We start from the raw sequence: 12,864 nt of genomic DNA, 5'->3' as shown, positions 1-12,864 counted from the left end.
CCGGGCGCGCGAGCCTGGTGCCGTGTTCAGGCCGCCTTCTTGGCCGGCAACGCCTCCACCTGCGGCAGCGGTCCATGCTCCCCGATGGCCGGAATAGGCGCGAACTGCGGCTCGTCCCACTCCATGACGTAGGGCAGCGCCGGCACTTCGACCGTGCGGCCGTGCACCGTCATGCGCCGGGTGCGCAGCTGCGGGTGGGAGATGAGGTCGTGCACCGAGTTGATGGCGCCGTAGGCGGTCTGCGCCTCGGTCAGGCGGTCAGCGGCTTCGGCATAGGTGAGTTCGCCGAACACCGCCTGGATGATCGCTTCGAGCTCGGGCCGGTTGCGCGTGCGCGCATTGTTGCCGGCGAAGCGCGCGTCGGCGGCCAGTGCAGCATCGCCCAGCACCGTGCCGCAGAAGCTGGCCCACTCGCGTTCGTTCTGGATCGACAGCACGATCTCGCGCCCGTCCGAACAGGCGAAGGAGCCGTAGGGCGCGATGCTAGGGTGCTTGAGGCCCACCCGCTCGGGCGCGCCCGCACCGTAGCGCGCCTGCAGGTAGGGCACGGCCATCAAGTCGCCGGCCGAGTCGAAGAGCGACACCTTCACGCCGCTGCCGCGGCCGGTGCGTTCGCGCTGCAGCAGTGCCTGCTGCACGCCGATCAGCGCGTTCATGCCGGCCGTGATGTCGCAGATCGATACGCCGATGCGGCCCCACGGGCCGGGGGCGCCGCTCACGGCGACCAGGCCGCTCTCCGCCTGCACCAGCAGGTCGTAGGCCTTGAGCTGGTGCAGCGGGCCGGATTCGCCGTAGCCGCTGATGTCGCAGGTGACGAGGCGCGGAAACTTCTCGCGCAGTGCATCGGAGCCGAAGCCCAGCCGCGCCGCGGCACCGGGCGCGAGGTTCTGGATGAAGACGTCGGCCTGCGCGACGAGCGCATGGAGGCGCGCCTTGTCCTCGTCCTGCGTGAGGTCCAGCGCCACCGATTCCTTGCCGCGGTTGATCCAGACGAAGTAGGAGGACTCGCCGTACACCGCGCCGTCGTAGCCGCGCGCGAAGTCGCCGGTGGGCCGCTCGATCTTGATCACGCGCGCGCCGGCGTCCGCCAGGCGGCTGGAGCAGAAGGGCGCGGCGACTGCCTGTTCGAGCGCCACGACGAAGATGCCGTTGAGAGGTTTGCTGTCCATGTATTCCTCTGCGTTGGAGGGCCGCGGGGTCCGGCGCCTGCATCGGCTGCAAGCACGCAGGGCGGCAGGCGAGCGGCCGATGCAGTGATTTTTCGCCCTGGGGCCGAACGCGTCCATGGGAATTCGGGCAAGCCGGACTTGTGGAATTTCGAAGCGCGGGCGGCCGTGCACCACGGCTGCCGGGTCAAGCGGCCGGCGCGGCGCGCGCCGAGGCCAGGTGGTCGACGAGCATCCCGACCGAGGCATTGCCCGCCCGCTCCTTCTTCACGCACACGAGCATGTTGCGCTCGGCCCACGCCTCCGACAGCGGCCGCACCACCAGGCCCAGGGCTTCGCCCATGAGGCTCGACCCTTCGTAGGGCAGGATGCCCAGGCCCAGGCCGGCCTGCACCATGCGGCACACCGCTTCGAAGCTGCGCACCTGCACGCGCAGCTGGAGCGTGCGCTCCTCGATGACCGCCTGCTCGGTCAAGAGCCGCATCATCGATGCGCCCGACTCCAGCGCCACCAGGTCGTCGTCGAGCACGTCGGCGAACTTCATCTCCGGCACCGAGGCCAGCGGATGCGCCGCGGGCATCACCACCGCGATGCGGTCGGTGCGGTAGGTGCGGGTTTCCAGGCTTTCGGTCTGCGTGCCTTCGACCACGATGCCGACGTCGGCGTCGCCTGCCAGCAGCGCATGGACGATCTCGGTGCTCCAGCGCTCCTGCACCGTGACGCGCACGTCGGGGTGGCGCTGCGCGAAGGCGGCCACGTCGGCCGGCAGCGACTCGGTCATCACCGAGGTGTTGGCCATCAGGCGCAGCGCGCCCTTGCGGCCGTCGGCATGGTCGCGCATCTCGGCCTGCATCTCGTTGATTTCGTGCAGCAGCGCCTTGGCATGCGGCAGCAGCGAGGCACCGGCCGGCGTGAGCTCGACGCCGCGCGGCGAGCGCTCGAGCAGCGGTGTCTTGAAGCGATGCTCCAGCAATGCCATGCGGCGGCTGGCGGCGGCCAGGCCGATGTGCGAGGCTTCCGCCGCCTTGGTGAGGCTGCGCAGCTCGGCGGCGCGGACGAACAAGGCCAGGGAATCGATGTCGGGCAGCAAGCTTCACCTCGGTGATGTTCGCCCCAGTATGCCCAGGCCGATGGCGATGACAGTCAGGGTCTACGCGAAGGCGAGCGCATAGGGCGGCAGGGTCAGGCGGCCTTCTTGCAGGGGCACGGGCCGGCAGCATGGGGCATCGGCGTCATTGCCGCGCGCCTGCAAGGCGGTTGCGTCCATCAGCAGCGCGTGGTCTGGCAGGGCCAGGCCGGAGAGTTGAACGTCGAGCGCTGCTTCGCCCAGGTTGGCCAGCAGGATCTCGGTGCGGCCCTCGCGTTCGAGCGCGAGCGCGGCGAGCGAGTCCGCATCGGTGTCGACCAGCGCGCGGCAGCGTGCGGGCCGTCCCAGGCACCGCAGCAGCTCGTGGGCCGGCGTGGTCAGCCCGTTCTCGATCAACGCGGCATCGCCCTGCAAGCCGAAGAGGGTGACCGCCTTCGCGCCCGCCTGCGCGAATCGGGCGACGTAGCCGAGCGCCCATGCCGCGCCGAACAGCCCGCGGGTGCGCGGGTCGCGCCGTGACAGCGCGAGCCGGCGCGTGCCGTCGGATGCGGGCTGCGCACCCAGCGGACTCTGCCTGGCGCCGATGCTGCTGGGACCGACGTGCACCGGCAGCGGCCCATGCCGAAAGCGCAGTGTCTCCACCATCGCGGGCAGGCTGCGCAGGCCGGCCATGATCTCGGCGTCGTCGGCGCCGTGCACCACGCTCGCGGTGGTGAACGACAGGAAGTCGGCCGCCGCCAAATCCTCGATGCGGTTGAGTTGCGTGAAGAAGTGCGGCGTGCCCGCGCCGATGCGCGATGCCGGGAAAGCGCGGCGTGCGGCTTCGGTGACCGGCGGCACGCTCGGCAGGGCAAGGACCGAGGCCGGCACGACGTTCGCCGTACGCAAGCTGGCAGCAATGCCTTCGATCTGCGAAGGTGCGTGCGCCGGGTCGACGTTCGCGATGTCGAGCCGCAGCGAACAAGCGCCGCTGACGGCCAGCAAGTCTGCGATGCCGTGCGCATTCACCCACGCTTCATTCGCGTCGAGCGAAAGGTGAAGCAGGGCGGGCGCGAGCGCGGCGAGTGCTGCGCGTACGGTTGGCGGCGCATCCACGTCGGCGGGTGAGATGCCGACGCCGATGGCGGGCAAGGGCGGCCCGGCATCGCCCACGCGCACCTGCACCGGCCGTGCCGTCGTGGCGAGTGCTTTCGCAGGCGGCGATTCGATCTCGAGCAGGACCGCCTGCCGCACCACCATGCCCGCGCGCAGCAGGTAGGGCCGCGGCATCAAGTTCGAGCGGCAGTAGGTCTTGAAGGAGGCATCGGCGTTGTTGCGCTGGTCTTCCAGCTCGAAGTCCTCGCCCGAGAAGCGGCATGCGGCCCAGGCCTCGTCCGCGTAGGCATGGCGGATGGCCCGCACGAGCGTGAAAGGAGGCCAGGGCGCGATCAAGGTCGGCAAGGTGGAGCTGCTGGTGCGACCATCGGTGTGCGTCACTTCCACCGGGCGGCCGCAGGCTTGCAGCGGATGCATCAGGACCAAGCCGGTGCGGTTGGTGAGCACATCCGCGTCGGCATGCGCCGTCGCTTCGTAGCGCAGGCCATCTTCATCGGCTTCGATGCGGATGTCGAAGGAGATGGTGGCGCTTCCGGCGTCGATGTGGCCGCGCAACTCGGCGCGGAATGCGTCCGTGTCGCTGTGGTGCACGAGGCTGTCGACCATGGGCGCGGGTGTGCCCCAGTCGGCATCTCGAAACAGAAAGTCGATGCCGTGCCAGACCTCGTGGCCGTCGTAGCGGATGGGGCCGAGGCGGGTGCCACGCAGCAGCGCCGACAGCCGGCCCGCGGTCAGCGGCAGCGCCGGTGCGGCCGGCTCGTCGGTGCCGAACAGCAGCAGGCGCTGCGCCATGGCTGCGTCGTTCACACCCTGTCGACCTTGCGACGTCTCAGAGCTTGGGATGCTCCTGTACCACCAGCGGCTCGATCTTCTCGACGAAGTTGGGCAGGTCCGCCAGCAGCGTGCGGCCCTCGGGGCTGTCGAGCGCGGCCTTCAACGCATCCTCGGAGTCGAACCACAGCTCGGAGAAGCCGTCGTACGGAAAGTGAGGGAAGCGGCCCGGCTCGACCAGGTTGACCGAGTAGCGGCGCATGCCCGGCAGCTTTTTGCACAGGTCGGCGTGCGTGCTGAGCCAGTGGGCTTCGAACTGCTCGCGGCTCAGCGTCTTCTTGCGCTGCACGAGCCCGATGCGCTTGTACATGATGGTGTCGTCGGCCATGGTGTCTCCGGGTCTCGAATCTGCGTGATGCTAAGGCGGCGCGCCGTGCAACGGGAATCAACTTTCCGGCACGGGGGCTTCGACGAATGCGAAGACTCCTCGGCGCCGCAGCGGCTTCGACCGAGCATGCGGCGTCGGGCGGCCTTTCGCAATCGGCGTTCGCCGCATTGACCAAATTCAGATGGTCCGCCGCAAGGCCGAGGTCTAGCATCGTCCGCAACAAGGAACACTGGAGACAAGCATGCAGCAGCCGGGCCCGCACACGGGCGAAGCGCCGAAGATCTCATTCGCGGGCGTCAACAAGTCCTACGGCACGCAGGGCTCGCGCGGCGGGAGCACGCTGGCTCTGGCCGACTTCGACCTGCACATCGCGCCGCAGGAAATCGTGTCGATCGTCGGCCCCACGGGCTGCGGCAAGTCGACTGCGCTCAACGTGCTGGCGGGCTTCGAGCAGCCTTCGGCGGGCGTGGTCACGGTCGACGGACTGCCGGTGGCCGGCCCGGGGCCGAACCGCGGCGTGGTGTTCCAGCAGCCCTCGCTGTTTCCGTGGCTCGACGTGCTCGACAACGTGGTGCTGGGCGTCAAGTGCCGCGGCGTGGCGGCCGACGACTACATGCCGCGTGCCATGCGCCTGCTGGAGGAAGTGGGGCTCAAAGGCTTCGAGCGGCACTACCCCTATCAACTGTCGGGTGGCATGCAGCAGCGGGTGCAGATCGCGCGGGCGCTCATCAGCCAGCCCGACATCCTGCTGATGGACGAACCCTTCGGCGCGCTCGACTACCAGACCCGCCTCTTGATGCAGAAGCTGCTGCTGCGCCTGTGGGAGCGCTTCCGCCCGACCATCCTCTTCATCACGCACGACGTGGGGGAGGCGATCTTCATCTCCGACCGTGTGATCGCCATGACGCGCCGGCCGGGCCGGGTGAAGCGCGAGGTGCGGGTGCATGCGCCCAAGCCGCGCGACTACGAGTTCCTGGCGTCGAGCGAGTTCACCTCGCTCGAGCACGAACTGGTGCTCGCGGTGCAGAGCGAAGTCGAAGGCCCCGAAGCCGAACGGGCCGAGCGCGCCGAACGTCCGCAAGCTGCCGCCTGAAGGAGAACATGATGTCGCTGAAGAAGATCCTGGGCTGCGCCATCGCCTCGCTCATTCTGGCCTGCACGGGCGCCCGCGCGCAGGGCGCCGCGCCCATCGAGTTCAACTACGGCATTCCCACGGCCGACCACGTGACGGTGTTCGTCGCGCAGGACCTGGGGCTGTTCGAGAAGGTGGGCCTGAAGCCCAAGTTCTTCAATTTCACCTCGGGCGCGCCGCTGCTCGCGGGCCTGAAGAGCGAGAGCCTGGACGTGGTGACGGCGGGGCTGGCGCTGACCTTCGCGCTGGGCCAGAACATCCCGCTCAAGTTCCTGTTCTGGGAAGCCAACAACGCCGCGGCCGAGGGCCTGGTGGTCGACCCGAAGTCGGGCATCAAGAGCTACCGCGACATCGGCAAGGCCAAGAAGATCGGCGCGGCCGTCGGCACCTGTGCCCAGGTGTCGCTGTACCTGATGGCGCAGAAGGCCGGCGTCGAGTGGAGCAAGCTCAACGTGGTCAACATCCCGGCGCCGCTGCTGCGCAATTCCTTCATGAGCGACTCGATCGATGCCGGCGTGGCCTGGCCGCCGTATTCGCTTCAACTGCAGTCCGAGGGCTACCCGGTGGCGAGCTTCGACGAGGAATACACGCCCGAGGGTGGCGTGTGCCCCGGCCTCACGGCCGCGCGGCCCGACGTGCTCAAGAAGCATCCGGACCTCGGCCTCAAGCTCGTGCAGGTGGAGGCGATGGCGCGCGAGGCGCTCGCGAAGAACCCGCAACTGGGCATCGACGCCTTCGTCAAGCGCCTGGGCGTGACGCCCGAGGTGGCCAAGGCCACGCTCGACCGCGAGTGCTGCGGCCGCGTGCCCAGCTTCGCCGACCAGGCCGACCCGAAGTCGCCGTATTCGATGACCTCGAAGGAGGGTGGCCTGGCCGGCAAGCTCAAGCTGGCCAGCGAGGTGCTGCATGCCACCAAGGCCATCAACGAGCCGCTGTCGCTGGCCAAGATCCAGGACGCGATCGACCCGACCTACATCCTCGCCTACCTCAAGCAGAACCCGAAATGAACGCCATGGCCGCCCCCTCCGACATGCACGACACGGCCGGCATGCAGGCCGGTGCCCAGGCACCCGCCAAGCCGGCGGCGGCCGTCCACGCGCCTGCCAACGCGGTGCCGCAGGTGCGCACCCGCCGGCAGGTGCCCAACGTCGTGTACTCGATCGTCTCGGTCGCGCTGCTGCTGGTGCTGTGGACCGCGGTGTCGCACTCGAGCCTGGTCAAGCCCGGCTACCTGCCCACGCCCGAAAGCCTGTGGGACACCTTCGTCGAACTGGTGCGCAACGGCTACCAGGGCCAGCCGCTTCACGAGCACATCAAGGTCAGCCTGCTGCGCACGCTGGCCGGCTTTGCGGCCGGTGTGGTCGTGGGCGTGCCGCTCGGCCTCTTCACCGGCTACAACGTGCGCGCCGGGGCGATGATCTCGCCGATCATGGCCTTCATCCGGCCGATTCCGCCGATCGCGTTCATCCCGATGGCGGTGCTCTATTTCGGCCTGGGCGAGCTGGGCAAGATCGTGCTGATCTTCTTCGTCTCTTTCAACTACGTGCAGGCCAACGCGCATGCGGGCGCCGCCAACTTTCCCATCGCTTACCGCCGTGCTTCCGAGTCGCTGGGGCTCACGCGTTGGCAGACCTTCGTTCGCATCGTGCTGCCCGGCGCGCTGCCGCAGATCTTTACCGGCCTCAAGGTGGCGTTGGCCCTGAGCTGGGCGGTGGTGGTGGCGGCCGAGCTGGTCGGCGCGCAGAGCGGGCTGGGTTTCATGATCTCGGACGCCGCCTTGCTGTTTCGCATTCCCGTGGTCTTCATCGGCATCGCGCTCATCGGTGCGATCGGGCTGGCCATGAACCTCGCGCTCAACGGGCTCGAGGCCCGCATCGTCCACTGGAAGGGCCGCTGAGGCCAAGGAGACAACGAGATGAATTCCTGGAAGCATCTGCTGGCGGGCCTGTTTGCGGCCGTCGGCCTGGCAGCCGGCCCCGCGCTGGCCCAGGCGCAAGCGCAAGGTGGTGCGCCGATCGAGGTCAACTACGGCTACACCACCGCCGACCACGTGACCTTGTATGTCGCGCAGGACCTGGGCCTGTTCGAGAAGATGGGGCTCAAGCCCAAGTTCTTCACCTTTCCGTCGGGCGCGCCGCTGATCGCGGGCCTCAAGAGCGAAAGCCTCGACGTGGTGACGGCCGGGCTCGGGCTGGCCTTCGCGCTCGGGCAGAAGATTCCGCTGGGCATCATCTACGTGAACTCGAACGACGCCACGGGCGAGGGCTTGGTCGTCAACAAGGACAGCCCCATCGCCTCCTACCGCGACATCGGCAAGGCGCAGAAGATCGCCGCCGCCTCGGGCACCTGCGCGCAGGTGGCGCTGTACCTGATGGCGCAGAAGCTCGGCACCGACTTCACGAAGATGGACGTGGTCAACCTGCCCGCGCCGCTGCTGCGCAATGCCTTCCTGAGCAAATCGATCGATGCCGGCATCGCCTGGTCGCCTTACACGGCTTCGCTGGATGCCGAGGGCTTCAAGGTGGTGAGCTGGGACCCGGAGTACACGCCCGACGGCGGCGTGTGCCCGCGCATGACCGCGGCGCGGCCCGAGTTCCTGAAGCGCCATCCGGGTGTCGGCGTGAAGCTGCTGCAGATCGAGACGGCCGCCGGCGACGCGGTGGCGAAGAATCCGCAGCTGGCCATCGACGCGCTGGTCAAGCGGCTCTCGCTCTCGCCCGAGGCGGCCAAGGCGGCGGTGGAGCGCGTCTACATGAAGCGCCCCACGCTCGACGAGCAGCTCGATCCGTCGTCGCCGCATTCGATGGTGTCGGCCGACAAGGGCCTGGTCGGCAAGCTGAGCCTGGCCATGCGCGTGCTGCACACGACGAAGACGATCCCCGAGCCGATTCCGCTCGACGTGATCCAGCAGTCCGTGGACCCGCAACATCTCAAGCGCTTCGCGGCCGAGCGGCGGCCCGGTTAAGACGTTACGCTCGGGCGTCCACCCAGAAAGGCGCAGGAATGAAGAACATCGGCATGGTCGGCATCGGCATGATGGGCCACGGCATCGCAAGCAACATCGTGCGGCGCGACTACGCGCTCGGCCTGTTCGAGCATCCGGGCAACCAGCCGCTCGACACGCTGAAGGCCGCGGGCGCCACCGCCTTCACGAGCCTCAAGGCGCTCGCCGCGAACTCCGACGTGCTGATTCTCGTGCTGACCGGCTCGCCCCAGGTCGAGGCCGTGCTCCAGGGTGCCGACGGCCTGCTCGAAGGCCTGCGGCCCGACACGGTGGTGATCGACTGCTCCACGGCCATTCCCTCGTCGAGCGTGCGCATGGCGCAGGCGGTGCAGGCGGCGGGCGGCCGCTTTCTCGACAGCCCGATGACGCGCACGCCCAAGGAAGCGGCCGAGGGACGCCTCAACCTGCTGGTCGGCGGCGATGCGGCCCTGCTCGACGAATGCAGGCCGCTGCTGCAGTGCTTCGCCGAGAACATCACGCACGTCGGCCCGGTGGGCGCGGGCCACAGCATGAAGCTGCTGCACAACTACGTGTCGCTCGGCATGGTGGCGCTGCTGTCCGAAGCCGCCGCCTGCGCCGGCAGCAACGGCGTCGCGCCCGATGCCTTCGTCGACGTGCTGGCCAAGGGCGGCGGCGGGGGCATCGCGCTCGAGCGGCTCAAGCCTTTCCTGCTGGCCCAGGACACCTCGGGCCTGCGCTTCTCGGTGGCCAATGCGCGCAAGGACCTCGACTACTACAACACCATGGCCGGCGATGCCGGTGCGCACAAGGAGATCGCGGCCGCGGTGCTGTCGACCTTCGAACTGGCGCTCGACCGCGCGCCTCAGGCGCTGGTGCCGGAGCTGCCGGCCATCCTGAAGCCGGCCGGCGGCTGACCTGGCCCGTATTCCCGGCGGGCTGGGGTGGCATGGCCCAGCGCCTATGATCGGCGCACGATGAGTACGCGCGAGATGTCTGCCTTCGTCGGCGGCGGTGGAAAGATGGGAGCCCAGGTCCGTTCGTTCGACTGGGCCGCCACGCCCCTCGGGCCGGCGGTCGACTGGTCTCCAGCGCTGCGCATCACAGTCGACCAGATGCTGGCGTCGCAGTTTCCGGCCTGCCTGTTCTGGGGCCCGGACCTCATCGCGATCTACAACGACGGCTACCACCTGATCCTCGGTACCAAGGGCGATGCCCTCGGCCGGCCCCTGCGCGAAACGTGGCGGGAGGTGTGGCCCCAGCTCGAGCCCATCGCCACGCGGGCGCTCGCGGGCGAGTCGACCTTCATCGAGGACTACATGATCACCATCGACCGCAACGGTCGCATGGAAGACGCCTACTTCACTTTCAACTACGGGCCGGTCTTCGACGAGCGCGGCGATGTCGTGGGCATGCTCGACACCGTGATCGAGACCACGGCCAAGGTGCAGGCCGACGCGCAACTGCGGGCGCTCAACCTGAAGCGTACGGCCGAGCGCGACGTGCTCGCGAACATCGTCGAGAGCACCAGCGCCTTCATCCAGGTGCTGGACATGGACTACCGCTTCCTGGCCATCAACCGCGCGAACGTCGACGAATACGAGCGCATCTACGGCCGCCGCCCGGCCGTGGGCGACAGCCTGATCGACATGCTGGACGGCGTGCCCGAGCACCGCGAGAGCGCCCTCGCGGTGTGGCGCCGCGCGCTCGGGGGCGAATCCTTCTCCGCGCAGATGGAGTTCGGCGACCCGGCCATCGCGCGCCGCCATTACGAGCTGCGGGCCGAGGCGCTGCGCGACCCCGAAGGGCGGCAGATCGGGGCTTTCCTCACCAGCTTCGACATCACCGACAGGCTGCGCGGGCAGCGTGCCCTGGTCCAGATGCAGGACGAACTGCGCCAGGCGCAGAAGATGGAAGCGGTGGGCCAGCTCACCGGCGGCATCGCGCACGACTTCAACAACCTGCTGGCCGCCATCAGCGGCAGCGTGCAGTTGATGCAGATGCGGCTGAAGCGCGGCGATGTGCAGGACCTCGATCGCTACCTGGAGCTGGCCAAGACCTCGGTGCGCCGCGCCGCTTCGCTGACGCAGCGGCTGCTGGCCTTTTCGCGCCGCCAGACACTCGACTCGCGGCCCACCGACGTCAACCGCCTCGTGGCCGGCATGGCCGACCTGATCGCGCGCACGGTCGGCCCGGCCATCGACATCCGCGTGGCGCCGCAGTCGGACCTGTGGGTGACCCGCATCGACCCCTCGCAGCTCGAGAACGCGCTGCTCAACCTCTGCATCAACGCCCGCGACGCCATGCCCGACGGCGGCAGCCTGACGCTGGCGACGTGCAACGAAACCCTGCCTGCGCACACCGCCGCGGACCACGAACTGCACGCCGGCGACCACGTGTGCCTGAGCGTGAGCGACACCGGCACCGGCATGCCGCCCGAGGTGGTGCAACGCGTGTTCGATCCGTTCTACACCACCAAGCCGATCGGGCAGGGCACAGGCCTGGGCCTGTCGATGGTGTATGGCTTCGTGCGCCAGTCGGGCGGCGAGATCCGCGTCGATTCGACGGTGGGCCGCGGCACCACCATGCGGCTGTACCTGCCCCGCCATGACGGCAATGCCGAAGCGGAAGCCGCGAAGCACGTGGCCGCCACGCCCTTCGGCGGCGCCGGCGAGACCGTGTTGCTGATCGAGGACGAATCCGCGCTGCGGCAGGTGATACGCGACGTGCTCGCCGATGCCGGCTACGCCGTGCTGTGCGCCGAAGACGGCCCGGCCGGCCTGCGCATCCTGCAGGCGACCGGCCGGGTCGACCTGCTGATCACCGACGTGGGCCTGCCCGGCGGCATGAACGGCCGCCAGGTGGCCGATGCCGGCCGCGCCATCCGGCCCGAACTCAAGGTGTTGTTCATCACCGGCTACGCGGAGAGCACGGCCGTGCGCAACGCGCTCATCGAGGAAGGCATGGAGGTGATGACCAAGCCTTTCGAGCTCGATGCCATGTCGGTCAAGGTGCAGGCGATGCTCGACAGCGGCCGGCGTTGACGGCTTGCATCGCCCTGGAGCACGGGCGGATGTGAAATCCGTCACACCCGCGCTTCGGTCCATTTGGACTACTTCCGTTGTAAGCGTCGGAATCTGACGATTCGGTCACAGCGTGTAGGAATTGTCCGGCGCACACTCGGCCCCATGCTCAGATTCTTGCTTTTCCTGATCTGCGCGGCGGGCTCCGGTTGGCTGGTCTACACCTTCGGCTTCGGCATGCTCGTCGCGCTCGGCGCGCTCGGCGCCGGCTATGCCCTGGTCTGGGGACAGGCCCATCAAACCGAGGTCAAGATGCCCAAGCGCGCGCAGGGTACTGCGTTCGCCGACGCGCCCGTCACGCGCTGGGACTGAGCGGGACGCAGTCCGAGCGCAGTCGAGCATCCCGCGAAGACGCGATCCCCTGGCGCGGATGCGGCATTGTTCCGCGCGTCATGACTTCCTAGAGTGATCGCGATGCGCACGTCGCGCATCTTCATTTCTGGAAGAAACGATGCAAGGCTTCAGCCTCTCCGTCGCCACCGGCTTCTGGCCGATGCTCATCGCGTGGGTCTACCTGATCACGAATGCGGTGCGCATCTTCACCTACGTGCCGCAGATCGTCGTCGTCTGGCGCTGCCGCGACGGCGCGCCCTCGGTGTCGCAGCTGACCTGGGGCTCGTGGGTGCTGTCGCACATCACGGCGGTGCTCTACGGGGCGCTGGTGGTGTTCGACCTGTTTTTCCTGCTGATCTCGCTGGTCAATCTGCTGGGCTGCGGGCTGGTCGTGGGCATCGTGGCATGGCGGAGGTGGCAGAAGCGGCGCGCGCTTCGCATGGCGCGCAGGTCGCGCGCCGATCGCTCGGCGGTGCGTGCCGTCTGATCGACGCAGGGGGCGGCGCGAGGCGACGCAGGGGCGCCGAGCCGCCTTTCTGCTAGCGTCGCGGCATGCCCCTGCTTCTTCCGACACGCCGACGCTTCGCCTCCTGGGCCGCGATGGCCGCAGCCGTCGGCGCGTCCGGCCTTCCCGGCTGCGGCTACCTCCCTCGCGCAGCGACGGTGCCGATGCCGACGATCCGCTTCGACAGCCCCTGTGCTTCGCGGGCGCGCGCACTCCTGGTGGTGCTCCCCGGGCGCGGCATGACGATGCGAGAGATGAATGCCGAGGGCTTCGTCGCAGCGGTGCATGCGGCGGGCCTGGCCGTCGACGTGCTGCTGGTCGACGCGCACGTGGGCTACTACC

At 68.8% G+C, this 12,864-nt stretch carries 12 protein-coding genes and 1 pseudogene; 9 read left to right on the top strand and 4 right to left on the bottom strand.

Annotation, left to right across the window (positions count from 1 at the left end):
- Positions 1 to 26: 26 nt before the first annotated feature.
- The 4 genes from B0W80_RS27520 to B0W80_RS36315 form a co-directional block, all read right to left on the bottom strand.
- Positions 27 to 1,169, bottom strand: coding sequence for a CaiB/BaiF CoA-transferase family protein (locus B0W80_RS27520; RefSeq protein WP_077002342.1), 1,143 nt, complete (start codon positions 1,167 to 1,169; stop codon positions 27 to 29).
- Between the two features lie 184 nt (positions 1,170 to 1,353).
- Positions 1,354 to 2,256 carry a LysR family transcriptional regulator gene (locus tag B0W80_RS27515; RefSeq protein WP_077002341.1) on the bottom strand — a complete coding sequence of 301 codons (903 nt, stop codon included), beginning with the start codon at positions 2,254 to 2,256 and terminating at the stop codon, positions 1,354 to 1,356.
- Between the two features lie 60 nt (positions 2,257 to 2,316).
- Entirely contained in the window at positions 2,317 to 4,155 is a 1,839-nt protein-coding gene (locus B0W80_RS36320) for a hypothetical protein (RefSeq protein ID WP_077002340.1), read from the bottom strand.
- Positions 4,156 to 4,177: 22 nt separating this feature from the next.
- On the bottom strand, positions 4,178 to 4,507 hold the full coding sequence (locus B0W80_RS36315; RefSeq protein ID WP_077002339.1) for an EthD family reductase: 330 nt from the start codon (positions 4,505 to 4,507) through the stop codon (positions 4,178 to 4,180).
- A 241-nt stretch (positions 4,508 to 4,748) separates the two neighbouring features.
- Here B0W80_RS36315 and B0W80_RS27500 point away from each other — a divergent pair, with 241 nt between their 5' ends.
- The 9 genes and pseudogenes from B0W80_RS27500 to B0W80_RS27460 form a co-directional block, all read left to right on the top strand.
- Positions 4,749 to 5,600 (top strand): ABC transporter ATP-binding protein, encoded by an 852-nt coding sequence (locus B0W80_RS27500; protein WP_077002338.1) that lies wholly within the window; start codon positions 4,749 to 4,751, stop codon positions 5,598 to 5,600.
- An 11-nt stretch (positions 5,601 to 5,611) separates the two neighbouring features.
- On the top strand, positions 5,612 to 6,646 hold the full coding sequence (locus tag B0W80_RS27495; protein ID WP_179107038.1) for an ABC transporter substrate-binding protein: 1,035 nt from the start codon (positions 5,612 to 5,614) through the stop codon (positions 6,644 to 6,646).
- 5 nt (positions 6,647 to 6,651) lie between these two features.
- On the top strand, positions 6,652 to 7,536 hold the full coding sequence (locus B0W80_RS27490; RefSeq protein ID WP_256856699.1) for an ABC transporter permease: 885 nt from the start codon (positions 6,652 to 6,654) through the stop codon (positions 7,534 to 7,536).
- A gap of 18 nt (positions 7,537 to 7,554) precedes the next feature.
- Positions 7,555 to 8,604, top strand: coding sequence for an ABC transporter substrate-binding protein (locus B0W80_RS27485; protein WP_077002336.1), 1,050 nt, complete (start codon positions 7,555 to 7,557; stop codon positions 8,602 to 8,604).
- A 38-nt stretch (positions 8,605 to 8,642) separates the two neighbouring features.
- On the top strand, positions 8,643 to 9,518 hold the full coding sequence (locus tag B0W80_RS27480; RefSeq protein WP_077002335.1) for an NAD(P)-dependent oxidoreductase: 876 nt from the start codon (positions 8,643 to 8,645) through the stop codon (positions 9,516 to 9,518).
- A gap of 75 nt (positions 9,519 to 9,593) precedes the next feature.
- Positions 9,594 to 11,645, top strand: coding sequence for a PAS domain-containing sensor histidine kinase (locus B0W80_RS27475; protein ID WP_077002334.1), 2,052 nt, complete (start codon positions 9,594 to 9,596; stop codon positions 11,643 to 11,645).
- 144 nt (positions 11,646 to 11,789) lie between these two features.
- The gene (locus tag B0W80_RS27470) at positions 11,790 to 11,996 is read left to right on the top strand and encodes a hypothetical protein (RefSeq protein ID WP_077002333.1); all 207 of its coding nucleotides are present in this window, start codon (positions 11,790 to 11,792) and stop codon (positions 11,994 to 11,996) included.
- A gap of 139 nt (positions 11,997 to 12,135) precedes the next feature.
- On the top strand, positions 12,136 to 12,504 hold the full coding sequence (locus tag B0W80_RS27465; protein WP_077002332.1) for a hypothetical protein: 369 nt from the start codon (positions 12,136 to 12,138) through the stop codon (positions 12,502 to 12,504).
- A gap of 65 nt (positions 12,505 to 12,569) precedes the next feature.
- A pseudogene (locus tag B0W80_RS27460) lies at positions 12,570 to 12,864 on the top strand (alpha/beta hydrolase); the annotation flags it as partial.

Origin of the sequence: Variovorax sp. KK3, from assembly GCF_001984055.1 — a bacterium.
GTDB lineage: Bacteria > Pseudomonadota > Gammaproteobacteria > Burkholderiales > Burkholderiaceae_C > Variovorax.
This window is presented reverse-complemented; position numbering and strand designations above follow the sequence as displayed.